The following is a 23,320-nucleotide window of genomic DNA, read 5'->3' as shown; positions in this document are numbered from 1 at the left end:
TGACCTCGACCTCGGTGGCGCCGCCGACGCGGATGACGGCCACGCCGCCCGCCAGCTTGGCGAGACGCTCCTGGAGCTTCTCACGGTCGTAGTCCGAGGTGGTCTCCTCGATCTGCGCCTTGATCTGGCCCACGCGAGCCTCGATGTCGGCCTTCTTGCCGGCGCCGTCGATGATCGTGGTGTTTTCCTTCTCGATGCGGACGCGCTTGGCGCGGCCCAGCATGTTGAGGGTCACGTTCTCGAGCTTGATGCCGAGATCTTCGGAGATCGTCTGACCGGCGGTCAGGACGGCGATGTCCTCGAGCATGGCCTTGCGGCGGTCGCCGAAGCCCGGAGCCTTGACGGCGGCGATCTTCAGGCCGCCACGCAGCTTGTTCACCACGAGGGTGGCGAGAGCCTCGCCTTCCACGTCCTCGGCGATGATGAGGAGCGGCTTGCCGGTCTGAACGACGGCCTCGAGGATCGGCAGCATGGCCTGGAGCGAGGAGAGCTTCTTCTCGTGGATGAGGATGTAGGGATCCTCGAGCTCGGCCACCATCTTCTCGGCGTTGGTGATGAAGTACGGCGAAAGATAGCCGCGGTCGAACTGCATGCCCTCGACCACGTCGAGCTCGGTCTCGGCGGTCTTGGCTTCCTCGACGGTGATCACGCCCTCGTTGCCGACCTTCTGCATGGCATGGGCGATCATCTCGCCGATGTCCTTGTCGCCGTTGGCGGAAATGGTGCCGACCTGGGCGACCTCATCGGAGGAAGCCACCTTCTTGGCGCGGGCCTGGATGTCCTTGATGGCCTCGGTGACGGCGAGATCGATGCCGCGCTTGAGGTCCATCGGGTTCATGCCGGCGGCCACAGCCTTGGCGCCCTCGCGGACGATGGCCTGGGCCAGAACGGTCGCGGTGGTGGTGCCGTCGCCGGCGATGTCGTTGGTCTTCGAGGCGACCTCGCGGACCATCTGGGCGCCCATGTTCTCGAACTTGTCGGAAAGCTCGATCTCCTTGGCGACGGTGACGCCGTCCTTGGTGATGCGCGGGGCGCCGAAGGACTTCTCGATTACCACGTTGCGGCCCTTGGGGCCGAGCGTGACCTTCACCGCATCGGCGAGGATGTCGACGCCGCGCAGCATCTTATCGCGGGCATCGGAGGAAAACTTAACGTCTTTGGCAGCCATGGGCTATGCCTCCAGTTGACTTGGACTCGTTGGGTTCGACTAGCTTCGGGAAAGCGCGTCCGCGTGTTACGCGACCACGCCCATGATGTCGGATTCCTTCATGATCAGGAGGTCCTGACCGTCGATACGAACCTCGGTGCCGGACCACTTGCCGAAGAGCACGCGATCGCCGGCCTTCACGTCGAGGGCAACAACCTTGCCGTTCTCGTCGCGGGCACCGGGGCCGACGGCGACGACTTCACCCTCTTGCGGCTTTTCCTTCGCGGTGTCCGGGATGATGATGCCGCCCTTGGTCTTCTCTTCGGCATCGATGCGGCGGACGACGACGCGGTCGTGCAGCGGACGGAACTTCATGGAACTTCCTCTTTGACTGTTAGCGCAGCCCCCAGTGGCTGCGTCCTTGTCTGCTGTTAGCACTGTCCGAGATCGAGTGCCAACGCTGGCCGCGAGATAAGCTTGTCGCGGAGGCGAGTCAAGACATCCCACCCAATCTGATTAACGATCGTTAACGTATGGGCATGGCGGCGGGCGGCCACCTCCCCCGCTAGCGCCGGGACGTCACCATCGCAGCGGCAACGATCAGGACGCCGCCGCCGAGGGTCGCCCAGGTCGGGATCTCATGGAACACCCCGTAGCCGATGGCCGCGGCCCAGATCAACGCGGTGTATTCCAGCGGAGCGAGCCGCGCCGCTTCCGCCTTGGCGTATGCGGTCGCCATCAGGACGTGGCCGATGACCCCGAGGACGCCCATGGACATGAACCAGGCGAGGTGGGTCAGGTCGAGGGGCTGCCAGAACAGAAGGCCGAAAGGCATGACAAGGGTCGCCGGGCCGATGTTCTGGAAGAACACGATGTGCATGAACTTGTCGCGCTGCGCCCGCTGGCGCAGGAGCACGAGGCTCAGGGCATAGGTGACGGCGGACAGAAGCGCCGCCGCGACACCGGACCAGGAGCGGGCCGCCTCCGCCTCGCCCGACTGCCCCAGGACGACCACGAGGGTTCCGGCGAACCCGACGACGATGGCACCGATGATCCTGGCGTCGACCCGCTCCTTCAGCATGAGCAGGCCGAACAGGGCGATGAACATCGGCGACAGGAACGACAGCACAAGGGTCTCGGCCAGGGGCAGCTCGCCCAGGGCGTAGAAGAAGCTGACGGCCGTCACGACGCCGGCGACGGAGCGCAGCAGGTTCGCCGTCACGGTCTCACGGCTGGGCCATCCCGGCCGCACGGCCAGCACCACGCCGGTCGCGATGAGGGAGCCGCAGGCGAAACGCAGGAAGGCGATCTGGAACGTGGGATAGTACGCGGACATCCCCTTGATGACCGCGTCCATGACGGACAGGACCGCGATGCCCGCGGCAGCCCGCAAGGCGGGACCGAAATTCATGATGTCTCGACGATCTGGAAGGTAGCCTCCGGAATGGAGGCTTCTCCGGCCTTTCGAGCGCTCTTACAGCACTTCCCCCGGGGCCGCACCATCCGTTTTCATGCCTGTCGACAGGAAAGGAATTTCATCGGCCTGCAGTAGCAATTTCTGCAACCTTGACGGAAACAATCGCCAGGCTTTCCGTTAAATCCGAAACTCACCAACGACAGGATGCTTCGATGCGTGCTTGGCTTCCCTGCTCCCTCTTCCTTCTCGCCGCCTCGATCCCGGCCACCAGCTTCGCCCAGCCGATGGGCTACCGCTACGTGACGCCGGCCTACGATTATCCCTATGCCGTGACGAGGGACGGGTACGATCCTGGCTATCCGCTGGTCACCCGGCCGTCCGCCCGCGCCCGCTCCGCCTATCAGGGCGTCCCGGTCGATCCCATGACCGGCTATCCCTACGAGACGCGCACCTACCGGCGCTCCGGCACGGCGGTCGCCGCCCTGCCGCAGGATTACGAGAGCGACTACGGCTACGACAACAGCATCGATTATGCGATCGCGCCGCAGTTCCAGCGCCAGATTGTGTCCTATCGCGGCCGGGAGAAGCCTGGCACGATCATCGTCGATACGCCCAACAGGTTCCTCTATCTCGTCCAGGAAGGCGGTCGCGCCATCCGCTACGGCATCGGTGTCGGCCGTCCGGGCTTCGAATGGGCCGGGCGCAAGAAGGTCACGATGAAGCGCGAATGGCCGAGCTGGCGTCCGCCGGCCGAGATGCTGAGGCGCCGCCCCGACCTGCCGAAATTCATGGAAGGCGGCCCCGACAACCCGCTCGGCGCCCGCGCGCTCTATCTCGGCTCGTCGCTCTATCGCATCCACGGCACCAACGAGCCGCACACGATCGGCCAGGCGGTGTCGTCCGGCTGCATCCGCATGCTCAACAGCGATGTGGTCGATCTCTACAAACGGGTCCGGGTCGGCGCTCAGGTGGTGGTGATCTAAGCCCTGCCTTCCTGTTCCAGGGAGCATGTCGCCGCCCGTCGCAGTTGCGACCGGGCGGCGTTTCCTTGTGTGGCGCCGCGCCTGCGAATGTTCCCTAAAAGTTCTGACGGAATGGGGTTTTTCGGATATTATTACAGAATTCGAGGATCAGATCTGGAACAAAAGCAAGATAATCCACAAACAAAAACGCCGTTTTCAATAATATATCGTCAGATACTACTTGTTCATATAGGTATAATGCCGAGCACCGGGAAACGCAATATTTTATCGCGACTACCTATATGAATATATAGGATCCGCTATTACTGTCGGCGACGTATTCATCGGAGGCCGGTTCCGCCTGGAGCAGCGGGAACATGCCGCTCGACGTCGATGCCGGCCAGTGCCAGGAGAGTCCGTCAGCCCCATGAACTACGTCTATCTGTTCGCGGCCATCATCTGTGAAGTGATCGCCACCTCGGCGCTCAAGGCGGCGGAGGGCTTCACGCGCCTCGGCCCCTCGGTGATCGTCATCCTCGGCTACGGCCTGGCGTTCTACTGCCTGTCCCTGACCCTGCGGACGATCCCGGTCGGCATCGCCTACGCGCTCTGGTCCGGCATCGGGATCGTTCTGATCGCCCTGGCCGGCTGGGTTTTCTACCGTCAGCCCCTGGACGGGCCGGCTATCCTGGGCATGGCTCTCATTGTGACGGGCGTTCTGGTGATCAACCTGTTCTCCCGGACGACCGGGCATTGAGGGCAGCAGGAAAGGACAAGCCTTCCCGCAACAGGAACGCCCGCCTTTCGGCGGGCGTTCGGGGCAGATCGAACAGGGTTCAGGCCCAGTCGCCCCCATCCCCGCCGTCGCCGCCGAAATCGGCGTAGTCGTCATGCCCGCCCTGCGGATTCTCGTAGAGCGATTCCGTGATCCCGGCGTTGCCGGCATCCGCGCCCTGACCACTTGCAAGGTCGGCCGCACCGGCATCCGCCGCAGCCATGCTGGTTCCGGCGGCATCGTTCCCGCCGAAGGCATGGGACAGGGCATTGGCGATCATCATGCCGCCCGCCACACCGGCAGCCGTCGACAGGGCGCCCTGGAGGAAGCCGCCGCCGCTGCGCTGCTGCATCATGCCGCCGCCCCAGGGACCGGGTCTGCCGCTGCTCATCATGCCGCCCTGCGGACCGCCATAGGGCTGCTGCATGTGCTGCGGCTGGGGAGCGCCCCAGGGCGAAGCCTGGCCCGGAGGATGGCGATAGGTGGGCTCCTGCGGACGCGAGCCGCCGCCGAAGAGACCGGACAGGAAACCGCCCTGCTGCGGCTGGCGCCGGGCCTGGTCGAGTTCCGCGCGCAGTTGCTCGTTCTCCGCCTGGAGATTGCCGAGGGCCTGCTCCTGAACGAAGATCGTCTGGGCCATGGCATAGGGCGCATAGGGCTGCTGACGCAGCTTGTCGGCGATCAGGCGCTCGGCCTCCGGATCGCGCGGCTGGTTCGCCACCTGCTCGAGGCGTCGGAAAATATCGGAAATGACCTCGCGTTCCTGGTCGTTCATGGCAAGCCTCCTTCAAACCTGCGGGTGATCGAGATGTAAGCACCGCCGAACGGTTTGTTAGAGGCTGGATGTCGAAATGAAGCCAAGCTTGTGCATGTTTTCCAGGGCCTGCGGCATGATCGTCCCGAGGTCCGACACGCAGCGCCACTCGGCCTGCTCGACCTCCGCGAGATCGGGGCGCATCTCGTGCCCCTCCTCCGCCCTCACGACATAGCGGATATCGTGGTGCCAGTGCTCCGGCTCGTCGCGCTCCGGGCGGGCCGGGATGCGGTGGCTGTCGATGTCGACGGGCAGGCCCGTTTCCCGATGCCAAGGATCGAGGCGCAGGTTGCGCAAACCCGTTTCCTCGACCGCCTCCCGCAGGGCGGAGCCCGCCAGGCTGTCCGGCGGCTCGTAATGCCCGCCCGGCTGCAGCCAGCGCCCGAGGGAGCGGTGCCGGATGAGCAGCGTGCGCCTGCCCCTCCCGTCGAGGACGATGGCCGAGGTGGTGACATGGCCCGGAAAGGTGCGGCGGGAATGGATTTCGTCTTCGCGGGCGATCTGGCCTCGCAATATCTCATGCCGCTCCTCCGGCACGCCGAACGCGGCGGCGTGGCCGTCCAGCACCGCCAGGACGTGTCGGCGAAAGGAAGCGGGATCGAAGCTCATGGAGAAACCTGCTCAACCGGGGCCTTTACCGTTAAGGCCGTCCGGCGCCCGCCTCAAGCAGAAGCCCCGCCGAAGCGGGGCCTGAGGTTCCTTATTCCGCGTCGGGCGACTTGAGCGGCCTGACATTGGTCTCGACCATCTCCTCGTCGTCGAAGAGGGTAGGATCCTCCTCGGCCGTGTCGAGACGGGTCTTCTTTCGCAGGGAGATGTATTTCTTCTGGATCTTGATGCGGCTCTCGCGGGCGATTTCGAGGGCGCCCTGCATGAGGGAGCGCTCGGCCTTCTCGTTCTGCAGCTCCTTGGTGAGGCGGCGGTTGGCGGCCTCCAGGGTGTTGCGCTCCTGCTCGAACCGCTTGGTGAGCTGGTCGATGCGCTCGGTCAGGCTCGCCACCTTGTTGTCGGAGCTCTCGATCTGGAAGTCCTTGGCGGCGATGGCCTTGCCCAGCATCTCGACGCGCTCCTGCAGCTCGATGCGTGAGCGCTGCAGCTCGTTGACCATGGCGACCTGGCGCTCGACCTCCTGCTGGGTCGCCTCCAGGCGGCGCTCCAGGGTGTTCTTCTCGATGGTGGTCTCTTTCAGGTGGCGCTCGACGCCGCGCAGCGCCTCGTTCTTGTCGCGGAGCTGGTCGCGGGTATGGGCCAGGATCTTGTCCGTGGCGCCGAGGCGGGAATTGAGCCCCTCGATCTTCATGTCGAGGGCCGACAGGTCGGTCTGATGCGCCGAGCGCTCGGAATCGAGCTGCGTCTCCAGGCGCTGGCGCAGAACCTGTTCGGCCATGAGCTTGGTCTCGAGCTCCGACGCCCGCTGGCGGGTGGCCTCGAGCTGGGTCTCGAGCTCTCCATAACGGTTCGTCAGGCTGGAGAGGCGATAGTTCTGCTCCTCAGCCACCTTCTGAAGCCGCTTCACCTCGTGGTCGAGCAGGCCGTTCCGCTCGCGGGTCTCAATCAGCTCCCGCTCGGCACGGGCGACGGTCTGGTCCGCCTCTTGGGCTTCGAGGCGCAGGGCCTGGTTCTCTTCCGTGATGTTGCGGGCGCGCTCGGTCTCGATGGAGAGCTGGTTCTCCAGGTCGGCGACGATGGCCTCCTTGTCCTTCACGTTGAGGCGTAGGTCCTCGATGAAGGAATCCTGCTCGCGCACCTTGGCCTCGGCCTTGCGCAACTGGGACACCGTGGCGGACAGGTCGTCCGATATGCGGGCCTGGGCGGCGGAGAGATCGGCCAGCTCCCGGCGCAGGGTACCCGTGGTCTCCGTCTCCTGCCGGAGCACCGCCTCCGTTTCGAGAAGGCGCGACTGGAGCTGCGGATAGCTGCGGATCAGGTCGTAGACCGGCTCGCTGAGCAAGGTGAAGTCGTCCTTGAGGCTGCGGATTTCCTCCAGCCGGTCGATCAGGTTGGCGAAGCGGACCCGGATCAGCTCGTTCTTCTGGCCGACGGAGTCGAGCGCCCCGTCCGGGCGCACCACGATGGCCTCGCTCTTGGGCTGGGCGGGCTGCGGAGCCGGAAGCGCCTGTGTGACGATGACCTGCTCGGCCGGGGAATCCTCGATTTCCCCTTGCGACCTCTTGCCGAAGCGGTTCTTGAAAGACGACCAACCCGATGCCATGACGCCGTCCCCTTCCGGTACGAAATACATACTTCAGGGATCTTTTAGCCGAGACTGCGCAGGAGTGGAAATATAATTTCGTTGCGCATCAATGTCATAGGGTCATTCGGCGGCGATCGGCGCCGGGCGGGACAGCCGGTCCTTGAAGCCCGCGCTCTCCAAAGCTTCCGGTATCGGCCCGCCCGTCGCCCAGTCGAGAAGCTCGACCGTATGGACGATGGGAATGGCGGTGCCTTTGCCGATCTGGGTCATGCAGCCGATATTGCCGGTGGCGATGAGGTCGGGCTTGGTGCGCTCGATATTGGCCACCTTCCGGGCCCTGAGCTGACCCGCGATCTCCGGCTGCAGCAGGTTGTAGGTTCCGGCCGAGCCGCAGCAGATATGGCCTTCCGGCACGTCCTTGACGGTGAAGCCCGCCTGCTTGAGGAGCGCCTTGGGCTCGGTCCGGATCTGCTGGCCGTGCTGCATCGAGCAGGCGGAGTGGTAGGCGACGACGAGATCCTGCCTCACCACGGGCTCCATGAGCTTCAGGCCTGCCATGTATTCCGTGACGTCCTTGGCGAGCGCGGAGACCCGGGCGGCCTTGTCGGCATAGTCCGGGTCGTCCCGGAACATGAAGCCGTAATCCTTGATGGTGGTGCCGCAGCCCGAGGCCGTGATGATGATGGCATCCAGCCCCTCGCCGTCCATCTCGGCGATCCAGACGTCGATGTTGCGCTTGGCGAAGCGGTGGCTTTCCTCGTCCCGCCCCATGTGATGGACCAGGGCGCCGCAGCAGCCCTCGCCCTTCGGCTGGACCACCTCGATGCCGTGGCGGTTGAGAAGGCGGATTGCCGCCTCGTTGAACCCGGGCTTGAGAACCGGCTGGGCGCAACCGGAGAGCATGGCGACCCGGCCGCGACGCGAACCTTCGGGCTTGAATGCTCCGGGATTGTCGAAGGGCGAGCGGGCGGGAACCCGGGCCGGCGCCAGATCGAGGATCGCCTTGAGCCGCGAGCCCACATACGGGATCGCCCCGACGAGCCCCTTGAACGGCTTGGCCACCATGGCGGCCCCCATCGCGAAGCGGAAACGGCCGGGATAGGGCAGCACGTTCGCCAGGAGCGAGCGCAGAAGCCGGTCGTGCCACGGCCGCGTGTAGGTCGCCTCGATATAGGCGCGGGCATGGTCGACGAGGTGCATGTAGTGCACGCCCGACGGACAGGTGGTCATGCAGGAGAGGCACGACAGGCAGCGGTCGATGTGCTTCACCACCTCCGGCGTGGCGGGCTTCCCGCCCTCCAGCATGTCCTTCATGAGGTAGATGCGCCCGCGGGGCGAGTCGAGCTCGTCTCCCAGCAGCAGATAAGTGGGACAGGTGGCGGTGCAGAAGCCGCAATGAACGCAGGTCCGGAGGATCTTCTCCGAACTCGCCATTGCCGGATCCTTGAGCTGATCGGGAGTGAAGTTCGTCTGCATTGTCCTAGCTCCCCGCCTGCCACGGGTTGGCGGCCTTCACCGGGTTGATGACAGGCGTGCCGCCGGTGTCGAGAGCGATATTCGTCGCACGATACCGCCGGGTCGCGCTTCCTGCCATCCTAGAGACCCGCATACATCCGGCCCGGATTCAGAATTCCCGACGGATCGAGGGAGGCCTTGATGCCGCGCGTGAGCGCCATCACCGGCCCGGTCTGCGGCTCGAACACGTCGACCTGGGCCCTGACCTCCGCCGGGGCCCGCACCAGCGTCGCGTGTCCGCCGAAGATTCCTGTCGCCTCCCGGATGGCGGCCGCGCCCGCATCCCCGGCGGGCGGCGTCGCGATCCAGACGAGACCGCCGCCCCAATCGTAGAACCACTGGGCATCCACGGACCGGGCCACACGGGCGGCGAGGTCCGGCCCGCGCGTGGGCGCCGTCGAGACGCGCCAGACGGCCCGCTCGCCCTGCTCCGTCAGAACGGTCGCATCGCGCACCGACTGCCAGAGGGCATTCGCCCCCTTCCCTTCCAGAATGTCGGCGGCCTCGAATCCCTTGAGGAGGCGGCGCAGCTCGTTGAGGCGGTAATCGACGGACAGCGAGAAGCCCTCGAGCCGGATCAAGGTGCGGGCGCCCTGGCGGTCGCGACCGGGCAGATGCGCCGCGCCGGTGACGTCGAAGGGCGATCCGAGCGCCTGCGACAGGGCCTGGATCGCGGCCCGGTCGTCGAGGCCGCGCATGAGCAGGGTCGACATCCGCTCGGGCTTGGGAAGCACCTTGAACGTCACCTCGGTGAGGAAGCCCAGCGTGCCCCAGGAGCCGGACATGAGCTTGACCAGATCGAGCCCGGTGACGTTCTTCATCACCCGGCCGCCCGATTTGATGACCTCGCCGCGCCCGTTGACGAAGCGCACGCCGATGAGGCTGTCGCGCGCCGCGCCCGCCATGATCCGGCGGGGGCCCGAAATGTTCATGGCTGCGACCGCGCCGATGGTCGGCTCGCCCCGCGAACCCAGGAGCGGCCGGTAGTCGACCGGCTCGAAGGGCAGCTCCTGCCCCTTCTCCGCCAGGGTCCGGACGACCTCCGAGACCGGCGTCCCGCTGCGGGCCGAAATCACGAGTTCGGCGGGTTCGTAGAGGGTGACGCCCGACAGGGCCGAGGACGAGACCGAGGCATCCGTCTGGTTCGGGCGCCCCATCGCGGCCTTGGTGTTCTGACCCGAGAGGCTCAGCAGGGTGCCCTTGGCAGCCGCTTCGCCGATGATCGTGGATGCGTCCTGCTCGTCGCGAGGAAGAAGAAGCGTCACGCGGCGAGTCTCCCGTCGAGGGGGAAGACCTTGGCGGGGTTGAGCAGCCAGAGCGGGTCGAACACCCCGCGGACCCGCATCTGCTGGGCGAGATCGGCCGCGTTGAACTGATGGGTCATGAGATCGCGCTTCTCGATGCCGACCCCGTGCTCGCCGGTGAGGCAGCCGCCGACCTCGACGCACAGGCGCAGGATGTCCTCGCCCGCCTTCTCGGCCTTCTCCATCTCGCCCGGCTCGTTGGTGTTGAACATGACGAGTGGATGCAGGTTGCCGTCGCCCGCATGGAACACGTTGGCGACGCCGAGTCCGTAGGATTTCGCGATCTCGTCGATGCGCTTGAGCACGTAAGGCAGCTGACCGGTCGGAATGGTGCCGTCCATGCAGATGTAGTCGGCGACGCGGCCCGTGGCCCCGAAGGCGGATTTGCGCCCCTTCCAGATCGCGGCGCTCTCGGCCTCCGATTGCGAGACCTTGATGGTCTTGGGCCGGAACGGCTCGGCGATGGCGACGATGCGCCGAAGCATGTCGTCGATCTCCTGGTCCGAACCCTCGACCTCGACGATCAGCATCGCCTCCACGTCGAGGGGATAGCCCGCATGGGCGAAGGCCTCGCAGATCTGGATGGCGGGCTTGTCCATGTATTCGAGGGCCACCGGAATGATGCCCGCCGCGATGACGGCGGCCACGCAGGCGCCCGCGTCCTCCACCCGCTCGAAACCGAAGAGCGCCGGCCGCGCGCCTTCGGCGGCGCGCAGGATGCGCACCACCGCCTCGGTGACGATGCCGAGCTGCCCTTCCGAGCCGCAGACCAGGCCGAGCAGGTCGTATCCGGCGCTGTCGAGATGATCGCCCCCGAGCTTCACCACAGTGCCGTCGAGCAGGACCAGGGTCACGCCGAGCAGGTTGTTGGTGGTCACACCGTATTTCAGGCAGTGGGCTCCGCCGGAATTCATGGCGATGTTGCCGGCGATGGTGCAGGCGAGCTGGCTCGACGGGTCGGGGGCGTAGAAGAAGCCCTCATGGGCGACGGCCTGGCTGATCGCCAGATTGGTGATGCCGGCCTCCACATGGGCGGTGCGGTTCTCGAAGTCGATGTCGAGGACCCGGTTCATCTTGGAGACGCCGAGCACGATGGCGTCCTCCTGCGGGATGGCGCCGCCGCAGAGGGACGTCCCCGCGCCGCGCGGCACCACCTTCACGCCGTTCTGCTGACAGAAGCGCATGATGGCCGAGACCTCCTCCGTGGAGGACGGAAGCAGCACGGCCAGGGGCATCTGCCGGTAGGCGGTCAGCCCGTCGGTCTCGAAGGCCCGGCGCTCGTCCTCGGTCGTGATGAGTGCCTCCGGGGCGACAAGCCGCTGCAGGCCGGCGATGATCTGCGCCCTGCGGGACAGGATGGCCTCGTCCGGCTTTGGAAATGCAATCGACACGGCACCACTCCCTGACTGAACGCGCGGCAGCTTCCGACGCATGGCCGTCCTCGCAAGAAGGTAGCTGCTCTTGGGGGATTTTTCCAATAATGTAGAATCTCTCTAGGATGGCTCGGCCATGCAAGCAAAGGAGTTTTTGGATGCGCTCACTCGCTCTCTCCGCCGCCCTCGTTCTCGCCGGGCTCGGCTCCGCCCAAGCCCAGGACGCAGCAGCCGGCGAGAAGGTGTTCGCCCAATGCCGGGCCTGCCATCAGGTCGGTCCCACCGCCAAGAACGCGGTCGGTCCGCACCTGAACGGGCTCTTCGGCCGCACCGCCGGTTCGGTCGAGGGCTACAACTACTCCCCGGCCAACAAGAATTCGGGCATCACCTGGGACGAGGCCACCTTCCGGGAGTACATCCAGAACCCCAGGGCCAAGATCCCCGGCACCAAGATGATCTATGCCGGACTGAAGGACGAGAAGCGCATCAACGACCTGGTCGCCTACCTCAAGCAGTTCGACGCCCAGGGAGCGAAGGCGACCCAATGAGCGCTCCCGCCTCCGCAAGCGGCGAGCGCCGGATGAAACCCCGTATCGGCCTTTTCGTCACCTGCCTGGTCGACCTGATGCGCCCCTCCGTGGGCTTCGCGGCCGTGAAGCTCCTGGAGGATGCCGGCTGCACGGTGGACGTCCCCGTGCAGACCTGCTGCGGCCAGCCGGCCTACAATTCGGGCGACAGGGGGACGACCCGCGATCTCGCCGAACAGGTGATCGAGGCGTTCCGGGGGTACGACTACGTCGTCGCTCCCTCGGGGTCCTGTGCGGGCATGATCAAGACCCATTATCCGGAGCTCTTCGCCGACGACCCGAACTGGCTGCCGCGGGCGAATGCCCTGGCGGCCAGGACCTGGGAGCTGACGAGCTTCCTGGTCGACGTGCTCGGGGTGACGAAGGTCGACTCCGCGTTCGAGGGCACCGTCACCTACCACGATTCCTGCTCGGGCCTGCGCGAGCTCGGCGTCAGGGCCCAGCCGCGGCGGCTTCTCGCCAGCATGGAGGGCGTGACTCTCGTGGAGCTGAACGAGAGCGACGTCTGCTGCGGCTTCGGCGGCACCTTCGCGGTCAAGTACAGCGACATCTCGGGCGCCATCGTGGACGCGAAGACCAAGCACGTCTCCGAGACCGGCGCCTCCACCCTCCTGGCGGGAGATCTCGGCTGCCTCATGAACATGGCGGGCAAGCTCAGCCGGGAAGGCAAGCCCATCGAGGTGCGCCACGTGGCGGAGGTTCTCGCCGGCATGACGGACGATCCGCCCATCGCCGCCGCGAAGGATCCCCGCCGCCCATGACCGATCACGGCCATATCGCGGCTCGCCTCTTCCGCATGGACGAGAGCACCTGGGAGCGGCATGCCAGCCCCTGGAGCGTCTGGACACGGGTCCTCTCCCTGCCGGTCCTGCTGCTGGCGGTCTGGAGCCATGCGTGGCTGGGGGCCTGGGCTCTCGTGCCGGTCGCCGTCACGATCCTCTGGCTGTGGCTCAATCCGCGCCTGTTTCCGGCCCCCGGCCGCACGGATACGTGGAGCGCGAAGGCCACGTTCGGGGAGCGGGTCTGGCTGAACAGGAAGGCCGTGCCGATCCCGGCCGATCACGCGCGCATGGCCCGGATCCTGTCGGGACTATCTGCCGCAGGCTTCGCCGTTGCCCTTGCCGGCGCGGTCCTGAATGACCTTCTCATGACCGTTTCCGGCGGCATCGCGACATGGCTTTCGAAGATGTGGTTCTGCGACCGCATGGTTTGGCTCTATGACGACATGAAAGACAAGCATCAGCCGTATGCCGCCTGGCTCCGCCCGGCTCAGAAAGAGGCCCGATGACCGTTCACACCACCTCTCCTCAGTTCAAGAAGAACGCCGCACAGGCGCTCGGCGACGCCCAGCTCCAGAAGGCGCTCGGCAACGTGAAGCAGGGCTTCATCGACAAGCGCGTCAAGGCCGCCGAGAAGCTGCCCGAATTCGAGGCCCTGCGGGACTCCGCGAGGGACATCAAGGACCACACGCTCCGGCACCTCGACCTCTACCTCGAAACCTACGAGGACAAGGTGAAGGCGTCGGGCGGGCACGTGCATTTCGCCCGCAACGCCGAGGAGGCGCGCAGCATCATTCTCGGCATCTGCCGCGAGGCCGGCGCCCGGACGGTGACGAAGGGCAAGTCGATGATCTCCGAGGAGATCGGCATCAATCACCACCTCGAGGCACACGGCATCGTGCCGGTCGAGACGGATCTCGGCGAGTACATCATTCAGCTCCGCAACGAGCTGCCGAGCCACATCATCGCACCCGCGGTGCATCTCAACGCCACCCAGGTCGAGCAGGACTTCCGCCGCGTCCATACCCATCTCGACGCCAAGCGCGATCTCTCCGAGCCGGTGCAGCTGCTGACCGAGGCCCGCGCCGTGCTGCGCGAGCGCTTCCTCGCGGCGGATGTGGGCATCACGGGCGCGAACTTCCTCGTGGCGGAAACCGGCACCTCGGTCATCGTCACCAACGAGGGCAACGGCGACCTGACCCAGATCCTGCCGAAGACGCACATAGTGCTCGCCTCCATCGAGAAGCTCGTTCCGACGCTCGAGGACGTGAGCCAGATCCTGCGCGTCCTCGCCCGCTCGGCGACCGGCCAGGAGCTGTCGGTCTACACCACCTTCTCGACCGGTCCGCGCCGCCCCGGCGATGCGGACGGGCCGGAGAACTATCACGTGGTCATCCTCGACAACGGCCGCTCGTCGATGCTGGGCACCAGCTTCGAGGAGATGCTGCGCTGCATCCGCTGCGGCGCCTGCATGAATCACTGCCCCGTCTATCACGCGGTGGGCGGGCACGCTTACGGCTGGGTCTATCCCGGCCCCATGGGCGCGGTCCTGACCCCGACCCTGATCGGCGTCGACAAGGCAGGGCACCTGCCCAACGCCTCCACCTTCTGCGGACGCTGCGAGAGCGTCTGTCCTGTGCGCATTCCCCTGCCCAAGCTGATGCGTCACTGGCGCGAACGGGAGTTCGAGCGGCACCTGAGCCCGGCGACCGTGCGCTCCGGCATCAAGACCTGGGGCTTCTTCGCCAAGCGCCCCGCCCTTTACCGGCTGGCGACCCGGGCGGCCATGGGCGCGCTCGGCCTCGCCGGACGCGGGAAGGGGCGCTTCGCCTGGCTTCCTCTGGCGAAAGGCTGGACGAAATACCGGGATTTCCCCGCACCGCAGGGCGAGACCTTCCAGGCCCGCTGGCGGCGCGAGCGCAAGGGACGAGCCGCATGAGCGCCCGCGACGACATCTTCGCCAATATCCGCCGGTCCCTCGGAGTCAAAGGCTCCGACACGATCCGGCGGCAGATGGTCACCGAGAGGCTGGAGCGCGCGCCGAAAGGCGTCATTCCCGAGCGCGGGCAGGTATCCGGCGACGAGCGGATCGCCCTGTTCAAGACCATGGTCGAAACCTCCCTTGCCACAGTGACGGAGGTCGCCTCGCCGGCGGAAGTGCCGCAATCCATCGCGCTCTTCCTGCGCAATCACAATCTGCCTGCGACCCTGCGCATGGGCGACGACCCGCGTCTCAGGGCCATGCCGTGGTCCGAGACCGCTCTCGAGATTGCCCACGGGCCGAGCGAAGGAAACGACCTCAACGCCGTCGGCCACGCTTTCGGCGGCATCGCCGAATCCGGCACCCTGGCGATGGTGTCGGGCCCCGAGAATCCCTCGACCCTCAACTTCCTGCCCGACAACCACATCATCGTGGTCTCCGCGAAGGACATCGCCCGGGACTACGAGTCGGTCTGGAGCCGGGTGCGCTTCGCCTACGGCAAGGGCGGAATGCCGCGCACGGTGAACTGGATCACCGGCCCCTCCCGCTCCGGCGACATCGAGCAGACCCTGCTCCTCGGCGCCCACGGCCCGCGCCGTCTGCATGTGGTCGTGGTGAGGGACTGACATGGCCTTCGGCCCTCCCACAGCACGCACCATTCGCTGGTCGTCCTGGGAGGGGCTCGAAGATGGGCTCGAGCATGTGGACATCCGCCCCGAGGGGAGCGGGACCGTCGCCGCCGGCGTGATCGTCGGCGCGGAGGAGAGCGCCTGTTACGGTCTGACATATCGTCTCGTCATGGACGAGGCGTGGCGTATCCGCGAGGCCCGTCTGGAGGCGACGACCGGCCCAAGTCTGCATCTGCAATCGGACGGCCAGGGCTCATGGCGCGCCGACGGACAGCCGCGCCCGGATCTTCACGGCTGCATCGACATCGACATCCAGGCCACGCCCCTGACCAACACGCTCCCGATCCGGCGGCTGAATCTTGACAAGGGTCAAAGCGCCATCATGCGCGTGGCTTATATCTGGGTGCCGTCCCTGTCCGTCGAGGCGCAAGAACATTGTTACACGGCTCTCGATCCGGGTGCTCAATACCGGTTCGAGAGCCTGGAGAGCGGCTTCCGAGCCGACCTCCCGGTGGATGGGGACGGCTTCGTGATGAACTACCCCCGCCTCTTCCGGCGTCTGAGCTGAGACACGCGGCCAACCGTGACAACTCGGCGCGGTTCACGGACTTGGCAAGCGACCCAATATCTGCGTTAAGTCATTGAAAGAAAACGTAGTTTTTAACTCTTCTAAACTAGCGCGCCATGATCGTCTGCTCCTGCAATGTGTTCTCCGACGGTGACGTGAAAGCCTGCCTCAAGCCGGGGCCGGATTGCCCGCGCACGCCCGCCCAGGTCTATCGCTGTCTGGGTTGCAGCCCCAATTGCGGTCGCTGCGTGCGGACGATCCGCTCGATCATGGACAAGGCCCTCGCCGATGCGGGAGCCGAGCCCATCGCGGCCTGCCAGCGCGGCTGCTGTCCCACGAGCCTGGAAAAAGCCGCCGCAGAGCCGACCCTTTGAAGAATGGATCTTCCTCCCTAGTTCATAAATCCTCTAAATAGCACGGCGCTCCCACAGGGGAGCCGCTTCGACGAGAGGATAGGATGAAGGGCGATCCGAAGGTTATCGACTATCTCAATCGTGGCCTGCGCAGCGAGCTGACGGCGGTCAACCAGTACTGGCTCCATTACCGGCTGCTGGACGATTGGGGCTATAAGGAGCTCGCCAAGACCTGGCGCAAGGAATCCATCGAAGAGATGCATCATGCGGATCGCTTCATCGAGCGCATCATCTTCCTGGAAGGCTTTGCCAACCTGCAGGTCCTCGATCCGCTGCGGATCGGCCAGAACATTCAGGAAATCCTGGAATGCGATCTCGCGGCCGAGCACGAAGCCCGCAACCTCTACGGCGAGGCGGCAGCCTACTGCGACAGCGTCGGCGACCGTGTGTCCAAGAACCTGTTCGAGGAGCTGATGGCGGACGAGGAAGGCCATATCGACTTCCTGGAAACCCAGCTCAACCTCGTCGAGCAGATCGGCGTCGAGCTTTATGCCCAGAAGCATATCGGCGGCCTCGACGACTAAGACCATTTTGCTATTCGCCGGGGATGCCGGAGTGTAACAGCGCTCCCGCCGCCCTGGCGTGAAGGCCTGTGTCGCGAAGCGGGCCGCCTCCGGCCCATGCTTTTGCATTCCACGCCGGCCCGGAGCGGCACGAAAGACGGATTTCCGCTCGATCCTGTCCGCTCCTCTCCGATCTCTGCCGGCGTCGGGTCAGGCGGTCTGCGCCCATTTGGCCGGCTCGTCCATGGTCGCGATCGGCAGCGTCACGATACGCAGCTCCAAATCGTCCGGGTCCGTGCGGATCGAGAAGCCGAGGCTGCGGCACATGTCGAGCATGGTCGAGTTCTCGCGCAGCACCTGCCCCTCGATCTCGCGCAAGCCCTCCACCCTCGCCCATTCGATCATGAGCTTCATCAGCTCCCAGCCGAGGCCGAGTCCCTTCAGGTCGGAGCGCAGGAGAATGCCGTATTCCCCGGTCTCGTGGTTGGCATCCGCATGGACGCGGACGGCGCCCATCATCTCGCCGCTGTCGCGGTCGAAGGCCACGAAGGCGATGGCGCGGGCGTAGTCGAGCTGGGTGAGACGGGCCAGGAAGGTGTGGCTGAAGTCGCGCACGGGCGCGAAGAAGCGCAGGCGCAGGTCCTCGGGCGTGATGCGCTCGAAAAAGCGGCGGAACTCCTCCTCGTCCTCCGGCCGGACCGGACGCACGAAAGCCTCGCGGCCGTTGCGCAGGGCGATGACGCGCTCCCACTCCTTCGGGTAAGGCCGCACGGCGAACCGGGGATGTCCCCTCCCCTTGCGGGCTTCGGCCGAGACCGGCGCCACCGCCACGCGGGCATCGACCGCGATGACCCCGGTATGGTCCGCCAGGAGAGGGTTGATATCGAGCTCGCGCACCTCCGGCAGATCGGCGGCGAGCTGCGCCAGCTTCACCAGGACCAGGGCGATGGCCCGCTCGTCGGCGGCGGGAACGTCGCGATAAGCCTTCAGGATGCGGGAGACGCGGGTGCGGTGAATGAGATCGTCCGCCAGCTTGAGGTCGAGGGGCGGAAGGGCGAGCGCCTTGTCGTTGATGACCTCCACCGCCGTGCCGCCGCGCCCGAACAGGATGACGGGCCCGAAGGACGGATCGTCGGCGATGCCCATGATCAGCTCGCGCGCCTTCGTGCGCCGGATCATGGGCTGGATAGTCACGCCGGTGATGGCGGCGTCCGGCTTCAGCCGCGCCGCCCGCTCGAAGATGTCCGCGGCAGCCTTCCGGACCGCCTCCTCCGTCGTCAGGTCGAGCTTCACGCCCCCGATGTCGGATTTGTGCACGATGTCCGGGGACAGGATCTTGACCGCCACGGTCCCGCCCTCGGCCAGGATGGGCTGCGCCGCCCTGGCGGCCTCTTCCGGCGTCTTGGCCAGGATCACGGGCGCCGTGGGGATGTCGTAGGCCCGCAGGAGCGCATTGACCTCGAGGGGATCGAGCCAGCGCCGGTTCTGCGCCAGGACGCCCTCGACGATCCGCTGGGCGCCGGCCGCATCCGGCGCGAAGTCGTGCGGGAGGCTGTCGGGCGTCTCCATCAGCTCGTTCTGCGCCTCGCGATAGCGCACGAGCTGCAGGAACCCGCGAACCGCATCGGCCTCGGTGGAGAAATGCGGAATGCGAACCTCCTCGAAGACGCGGGCGGAATCCGGGTCCTCGCCGATCCAGGCGGCGAAGACGGGCTTCTGGCGAAACCCTTTCGCGCGGTCCCGCCGGACCACATCCGCCACGGCCTTGGCCGCTTCCGCCGCGCCGGTGACCGCCGTCGGGACGTTCAGGATGAGGACGGCATCGTTCTCCTGATCGGCAAGAAGTGCCTCCAAGGCCCCCGAATAGCGGGCGGGATCGGCATCGCCGATGATGTCGACCGGGTTCGCATGCGACCAAGTGGGCGGCAGAATGGCATCGAGACGAGCGAGGGTCTCGTCCGAAATGGTCGCGAGGGTGCCGCCGAGATCGATGAGCCGGTCGACGGCGAGAACCCCGACGCCGCCGCCATTGGTGAGGATGGCGAGGCGGTTGCCCGGAAAAGGCTTCTGCCGGCCGAGGGTCTCGGCCGCCGCGAAGAGCTGGTCGAGGTCGAGCACGCGCAGCAGGCCGGCGCGGCGGAACGCGGCATCGTAGACCGCGTCCGATCCGGCAAGCGCGCCGGTATGGGTCGCGGCGGCCTTGGCGCCCTGCGCGTGGCGCCCGGCCTTGATCACCACCACCGGCTTGGTGCGGGCCGCGGCACGGGCCGCCGACATGAACTTGCGGGCATTGTCGATGGATTCGATGTAGAGGAGGATCGCCCTCGTTCCGCCGTCCGAGGAGAAGAAGTCCAGGCAGTCGCTGAAGTCCACATCGACCTTGTCGCCGAGGGACACGATGGCCGAGAACCCCACCTGGCGATGGGCGGCCCATTCCACGAGACCGGCCGCCACCGCCCCCGACTGCGAGACGAGCGCCAGATCCCCCGGCTTCGCACCGCGAACCGCGAAACTGGCGTTCAACTTGGCTCGCGGCGCGATCACGCCGATGCAGTTGGGGCCCACGATGCGAAGGCCGTGGCGGCGCGCCGCAAGACGGGCCTTGTCGGCCAGCGATCCCTCTCCGTATCCGAGCCCGGCCGTCGCGATGATCGCCGCAGCGACGCCCGCCCGCCCCGCATCCTCGATCACGTCCAGCACATTGCGCGGCGGCACGGAGACGATGACGAGGTCCGGGACCTCCGGCAGGTCGTCCAGCGAAGCGTAGCAACGCCTGCCCTCGATCTCGCGGTGATGCGGATTGACCGGGTAGAGCGCCCCTTCGAAACCGCCCTCCACCAGGTTGTGCAGGAAAGTCAGGCCGAGGGAGCCGTGCCGGGGGCTGACTCCGACCACGGCGACGGAACGCGGCGCGAAGAGCTTGTCGAGGCGATAGGTGGACATGACGATCCTTCGTCTCGGGAGGGTGAGAGCGGTTGAAGCAACCTAACGCCAAACCGGCAGGGATCAATCGTCGACCCACCGATAGCGGGCGTCCGGCACCCGCTCCTCGTTCGCCGAGCCGTCCGTCAGCTCGACGAGCCTGAACCCGCGTCGCTCGTAGAACCGGCGCGCCTGTCCGTTGGCCTGGAAGGTCCAGAGATCGAGCTGCCGACGGCTCTCCTTGGCCCGGGCCAGCAGCGCAGAGCCGATGCCGCGGCCGTGCCGAGACGGCGACACGTAGAGGTGGTCGAGCCAGCCCTCTCTCACGGCCGCGAAGCCGGCCAGTTCCGCCTCGCTCTCCGCCAGCCACACCTCGGCGGCCGGAAAGACCCGGTTCCGGAAGAACGCCAGGTCCTCCTCGGGCGTATGCAGGTCCGGCAGATAGGGAAGGCTCGTCCTCCGCACGTGGCGGTGCAGCCTTGCGATGCTCTCCATGTCGGAGAGGCTTCCTCGGCGCAGCCGGACGTCCGGGTTCACTCCGCCAGCACCCGCGTCGGCGGGAAGATGACCTCGACGAGGGTGCCCTCGTTGGGTTGGCTCGAAATCTGCAGCGAGCCGCGGTTCGCCTCGACCAGGGCCTTGGTGAGCGGCAGGCCCAGACCCGTGCCGCCGCGCTTGCGCGCCGTGGCGAGCTGACGGAACGGCTCCAGCGCGGCCTCCACCTCGGTCTCGCTCATGCCGATGCCGGTATCGCGCACCCGGAAGGCAACCTCGCCCCGGTCGGTCACCGCCGTCGAGACGATGACCTGCCCGCCCGCATCGGTGAACTTGATGGCGTTCGAGACGAGGTTCAGCACGATCTGGCGCACGGAGCGCTCGTCGGCGACGACCGGCGGCAGCTTCGTGGCGAAGCTCGTGCGCATGACGATCCGGTCACGGGAAGCCTGGGGCTGGAGCAGGGTGAAGCAGGCGGAAACGAGATCGTTCAGGTTGACGCTCGTGAAGGACAGCTCCAGCCGCCCGGCCTCCACCTTCGCGAGATCGAGCAGGTCGTTGACCAGGCTGATGACGTGGGCGCCGGAGGCGTGGACGTCCTTCAGGTATTCCTTGTAGCGCTCGTTGCCGATGGGGCCGAAGCGCTCCTCCAGCATCACCTCGGCAAAGCCGATGATGGCGTTGAGCGGCGTGCGGATCTCGTGGCTGATCTTGGCCAGAAGGTCCGATTTCTGGGCGCTCGCCTCCTCCGCCGCGCGCTTGGCGTTGACGAGTTCGCCTTCCGCCTTCTTGAAGGCGGTGATGTCGCGCAGGACGGCGCAGAACTTGCGGTTCGGGCCTTCGCTCACGTGCCCCATCGTCATGAAGAGCGGGATCGTGCCGCCCTGGCGCACGCGCCCCAGAACCTCGCGCCCGTCGTTGAGCAGGCTCGCGACGCCGGGGGAGCGCAGCCCCTCGAGATAGTCGAGGGCGACGATGTGGCTTTCCGGCGAGAGCAGGACGGTGACGGCGTCCCCCACCACCTCGCGCTGATCGTAGCCGAAGAGCGCCTCGGCCGAGCGGTTGAGGGAGAGGATGCGGCCGGTCTCGTCGAGCACGATGACCCCGTCCGTTGCCGTGTCGAGGATCGATTCCAGCTCGTGCATGCGGCTTTCACGCTGCTGCAGGTCGAGCTCGACCAGGCGCAGGCGCTGGCCCGCATCGGCATCGGGAACCTTACGGACGACCATGAGCTGCGCCGCCTCGCCGTTCCATTCGGCGGAGGAGAGACGCACGTCGACGGCAACGGTCTCGCCGTCCCGCTTCGACAGCGCCAGCGGAGCCTCGGGCTCCTCCTGCTCAAGAATGTCGGGAGCACCGCGGAACAGACGCTCCAGACCTCCTGCCGCCACGATCTGCGCGGCATCATCGTAGCCCGTCAGATCGAGCAGGAAGCGGTTGGCGAAAAGAATGCGCTCTTCCCCGTGCACCAGGATCCCGATCGGCAGCCGGTCGAGCAGGCGGTCGCCTGGAACGGGAGGAGCGGACGACGTAGCCGGGGCCTCAACAGCAGCCTCTGCCGGCTCGTCCTTCTGGGAAGGCGCAGGAGGCGCGTCGTCCTCGAAGCGTGCGCCCAGGGCGCGAGCGATCTCCCGGAAGGCATTCCGCTCGGCATGGGACAGACTGGACTGGGCGAGGCTCGGCTGCTGCGAAACGGCGGGAGCCGCCTCTTCACCGGTGACCTCCGCCTGGGGCTCGGCCTCCGGCTTTCCGTTGGACAGCGCCTCGGCGACCCGGTCGCGCAGATGGGCGAACCAGCCTTCCTCCTCCTCGGCAGGCGCCTCGGCGACAGGTGCCTCCTGCGCCACCTCTGACGCCTCGGGGGCGGACCGTTCGGGCTCGCGGGCCTGCTCCTCCCCGGCCTGTCCGGTCGGCAGGCTGCGTGCCGCCTCGCGAACGGAATCCATGCGCAGGAGACCAAAACCCCTGAACCCGACGAGTTCGCGCCCCTCCCCGAAGATCGGCATTCCGGCCCAGTCCACGGGAACCTGACCGGACGAATTGTCCATGGTCCACAGGATGGTGCGGCCGCTCCAGGTCTCGCGCCGGGCGAACAGGGACGCCACGATCCCGTCCGGATCCTCGACGACCGACCGGGAGACCTCGTCCCAGCTTCGGCCCACGATGTCTGCCGCCATCGGCCCTACGGCCTCGCCCAGCTGCGGCGAAACAAGGGTAAAGCGGGTCTGCGGATCGGCCTGCCACACGAAGCGGATCGTCCCCTGCGGCTTCAGCGGGGAAACGGAGGGTTCCGCAGGCGCCTCGCTCCGAACCTCGGCACTCTCCGGAACCGCAGCCGGAATGTGCGGGCGGGGCGGCTCGACGCCTTTGGGAACGGGCCCGAGAATGAGGGTGACGAGAACGGGCTCGCCCGGCCCGGCCTCGGCGAGACGGCAGGCGCATTGGACCGGAAGCCAGGAACGGGCCGGGTCGAGCCGCAGACGCTCGAGGCGAGCACCCTCGCGGGGAGCAAGGCCGCCCGCAAGCGCCTTCAGGCGCTCCTTCGCCCGCATATGGGGCAATACGTTGCCGGCCTCGTCGGCAAAGGCCCATCGCAGGCCCTCGGCGGCCCGGGATGCCCAGAGGAGCCTGTCGGCGGACGGATTCCACACGAGCGCGCCGGCTCCGGGCTCGGACAATTTCGTCAGAGCCGGGTCCGCGGCGAGCCGCGCGATCATCGCTTCATACTGGTTCTGAGCATCCGTCATGAACGGTCTCGACCTAATCTTTCCTGCAGGGCACCCACTACACGGGTTCTAGACCAATATCGCCAAAGAGATTCCTCTGGCGGAACTCCTAAACGCTTTTACTTCGTGGTAACCTTAATTGGTAGGCGTTGAGTTGGTAGGCCTTGAGTTGATTTTGCAGTGCACAATGTGATATTGCACTGCACAAGACCCCAA

At 66.5% G+C, this 23,320-nt stretch carries 22 protein-coding genes; 10 read left to right on the top strand and 12 right to left on the bottom strand.

The features are described from left to right. The 3 genes from groL to ACFOYU_RS18860 all read right to left on the bottom strand — a co-directional run. Window positions 1-1,168: chaperonin GroEL (gene groL / locus ACFOYU_RS18870; protein WP_377034794.1), on the bottom strand; the 1,168-nt coding region annotated here is incomplete at its 3' end. A gap of 66 nt (window positions 1,169-1,234) precedes the next feature. Next, window positions 1,235-1,522, bottom strand: a complete 288-nt coding sequence (gene groES / locus ACFOYU_RS18865; protein ID WP_226739864.1) for a co-chaperone GroES — start codon at window positions 1,520-1,522, stop codon at window positions 1,235-1,237. 190 nt (window positions 1,523-1,712) lie between these two features. Next, a complete protein-coding gene (locus ACFOYU_RS18860; protein WP_226739866.1) occupies window positions 1,713-2,558 on the bottom strand; it encodes a DMT family transporter in 846 nt (281 codons plus the stop codon). Between the two features lie 218 nt (window positions 2,559-2,776). Here ACFOYU_RS18860 and ACFOYU_RS18855 point away from each other — a divergent pair, with 218 nt between their 5' ends. Next, window positions 2,777-3,547 (top strand): L,D-transpeptidase, encoded by a 771-nt coding sequence (locus tag ACFOYU_RS18855; RefSeq protein ID WP_377034793.1) that lies wholly within the window; start codon window positions 2,777-2,779, stop codon window positions 3,545-3,547. Between the two features lie 406 nt (window positions 3,548-3,953). Then, the gene (locus ACFOYU_RS18850) at window positions 3,954-4,283 is read left to right on the top strand and encodes a DMT family transporter (RefSeq protein ID WP_377034792.1); all 330 of its coding nucleotides are present in this window, start codon (window positions 3,954-3,956) and stop codon (window positions 4,281-4,283) included. Between the two features lie 79 nt (window positions 4,284-4,362). Here ACFOYU_RS18850 and ACFOYU_RS18845 read toward each other — a convergent pair whose 3' ends face one another. The 6 genes from ACFOYU_RS18845 to ACFOYU_RS18820 form a co-directional block, all read right to left on the bottom strand. After that, the gene (locus ACFOYU_RS18845; RefSeq protein ID WP_377034791.1) at window positions 4,363-5,076 is read right to left on the bottom strand and encodes a DUF2076 domain-containing protein; all 714 of its coding nucleotides are present in this window, start codon (window positions 5,074-5,076) and stop codon (window positions 4,363-4,365) included. A gap of 57 nt (window positions 5,077-5,133) precedes the next feature. Beyond that, window positions 5,134-5,724 (bottom strand): NUDIX hydrolase, encoded by a 591-nt coding sequence (locus tag ACFOYU_RS18840; protein ID WP_377034790.1) that lies wholly within the window; start codon window positions 5,722-5,724, stop codon window positions 5,134-5,136. Window positions 5,725-5,815: 91 nt separating this feature from the next. Then, window positions 5,816-7,357: a chromosome partitioning protein ParA gene (locus ACFOYU_RS18835; RefSeq protein ID WP_377034789.1), complete on the bottom strand. Its 1,542-nt coding sequence runs from the start codon at window positions 7,355-7,357 to the stop codon at window positions 5,816-5,818. Window positions 7,358-7,429: 72 nt separating this feature from the next. Continuing rightward, window positions 7,430-8,785 carry a glycolate oxidase subunit GlcF gene (gene glcF, locus ACFOYU_RS18830; protein ID WP_377034788.1) on the bottom strand — a complete coding sequence of 452 codons (1,356 nt, stop codon included), beginning with the start codon at window positions 8,783-8,785 and terminating at the stop codon, window positions 7,430-7,432. Window positions 8,786-8,904: 119 nt separating this feature from the next. Continuing rightward, window positions 8,905-10,089 (bottom strand): glycolate oxidase subunit GlcE, encoded by a 1,185-nt coding sequence (gene glcE, locus ACFOYU_RS18825; protein ID WP_226739880.1) that lies wholly within the window; start codon window positions 10,087-10,089, stop codon window positions 8,905-8,907. Further along, complete coding sequence (locus ACFOYU_RS18820) at window positions 10,086-11,519, bottom strand: FAD-linked oxidase C-terminal domain-containing protein (protein ID WP_226739882.1); 1,434 nt, start codon at window positions 11,517-11,519, stop codon at window positions 10,086-10,088. Before ACFOYU_RS18820 ends, glcE begins: the two co-directional genes overlap by 4 nt. Before the next feature lie 140 nt (window positions 11,520-11,659). Between ACFOYU_RS18820 and ACFOYU_RS18815 the strand changes: the two genes are divergently transcribed. The 8 genes from ACFOYU_RS18815 to bfr all read left to right on the top strand — a co-directional run bounded on the left by ACFOYU_RS18815 (window position 11,660) and on the right by bfr (window position 16,982). Next, window positions 11,660-12,049, top strand: coding sequence for a cytochrome c family protein (locus ACFOYU_RS18815; protein ID WP_226739885.1), 390 nt, complete (start codon window positions 11,660-11,662; stop codon window positions 12,047-12,049). Next, the gene (locus ACFOYU_RS18810) at window positions 12,046-12,849 is read left to right on the top strand and encodes a (Fe-S)-binding protein (protein WP_377034787.1); all 804 of its coding nucleotides are present in this window, start codon (window positions 12,046-12,048) and stop codon (window positions 12,847-12,849) included. The genes ACFOYU_RS18815 and ACFOYU_RS18810 overlap by 4 nt, the downstream gene beginning before the upstream one ends. Beyond that, window positions 12,846-13,376 carry a DUF6653 family protein gene (locus ACFOYU_RS18805; protein WP_377034786.1) on the top strand — a complete coding sequence of 177 codons (531 nt, stop codon included), beginning with the start codon at window positions 12,846-12,848 and terminating at the stop codon, window positions 13,374-13,376. The genes ACFOYU_RS18810 and ACFOYU_RS18805 overlap by 4 nt, the downstream gene beginning before the upstream one ends. Beyond that, the gene (locus ACFOYU_RS18800) at window positions 13,373-14,806 is read left to right on the top strand and encodes a LutB/LldF family L-lactate oxidation iron-sulfur protein (protein ID WP_226739892.1); all 1,434 of its coding nucleotides are present in this window, start codon (window positions 13,373-13,375) and stop codon (window positions 14,804-14,806) included. The genes ACFOYU_RS18805 and ACFOYU_RS18800 overlap by 4 nt, the downstream gene beginning before the upstream one ends. Beyond that, window positions 14,803-15,474, top strand: a complete 672-nt coding sequence (locus ACFOYU_RS18795; RefSeq protein WP_377034785.1) for a lactate utilization protein C — start codon at window positions 14,803-14,805, stop codon at window positions 15,472-15,474. Before ACFOYU_RS18800 ends, ACFOYU_RS18795 begins: the two co-directional genes overlap by 4 nt. Window position 15,475: 1 nt before the next feature. Beyond that, window positions 15,476-16,045, top strand: a complete 570-nt coding sequence (locus ACFOYU_RS18790; protein ID WP_377034784.1) for a putative glycolipid-binding domain-containing protein — start codon at window positions 15,476-15,478, stop codon at window positions 16,043-16,045. A 116-nt stretch (window positions 16,046-16,161) separates the two neighbouring features. Then, a complete protein-coding gene (locus ACFOYU_RS18785; RefSeq protein WP_226739897.1) occupies window positions 16,162-16,419 on the top strand; it encodes a bacterioferritin-associated ferredoxin in 258 nt (85 codons plus the stop codon). Between the two features lie 83 nt (window positions 16,420-16,502). Then, window positions 16,503-16,982: a bacterioferritin gene (bfr, locus tag ACFOYU_RS18780; protein ID WP_226739899.1), complete on the top strand. Its 480-nt coding sequence runs from the start codon at window positions 16,503-16,505 to the stop codon at window positions 16,980-16,982. 189 nt (window positions 16,983-17,171) lie between these two features. Here the strand turns inward: bfr and ACFOYU_RS18775 are convergent, their stop codons facing one another. From ACFOYU_RS18775 to ACFOYU_RS18765, 3 genes are all read right to left on the bottom strand, one after another. Continuing rightward, entirely contained in the window at window positions 17,172-19,904 is a 2,733-nt protein-coding gene (locus ACFOYU_RS18775; RefSeq protein WP_377034783.1) for a bifunctional acetate--CoA ligase family protein/GNAT family N-acetyltransferase, read from the bottom strand. Window positions 19,905-19,967: 63 nt separating this feature from the next. After that, window positions 19,968-20,378 carry a GNAT family N-acetyltransferase gene (locus ACFOYU_RS18770; RefSeq protein WP_377034782.1) on the bottom strand — a complete coding sequence of 137 codons (411 nt, stop codon included), beginning with the start codon at window positions 20,376-20,378 and terminating at the stop codon, window positions 19,968-19,970. A 38-nt stretch (window positions 20,379-20,416) separates the two neighbouring features. After that, window positions 20,417-23,125: an ATP-binding protein gene (locus ACFOYU_RS18765; RefSeq protein ID WP_377034781.1), complete on the bottom strand. Its 2,709-nt coding sequence runs from the start codon at window positions 23,123-23,125 to the stop codon at window positions 20,417-20,419. Window positions 23,126-23,320: the final 195 nt, after the last annotated feature.

It is taken from the genome of Microvirga sp. GCM10011540, assembly GCF_042650665.1.
GTDB classification, from domain to species: domain Bacteria; phylum Pseudomonadota; class Alphaproteobacteria; order Rhizobiales; family Beijerinckiaceae; genus Microvirga; species Microvirga lenta.
This window is presented reverse-complemented; position numbering and strand designations above follow the sequence as displayed.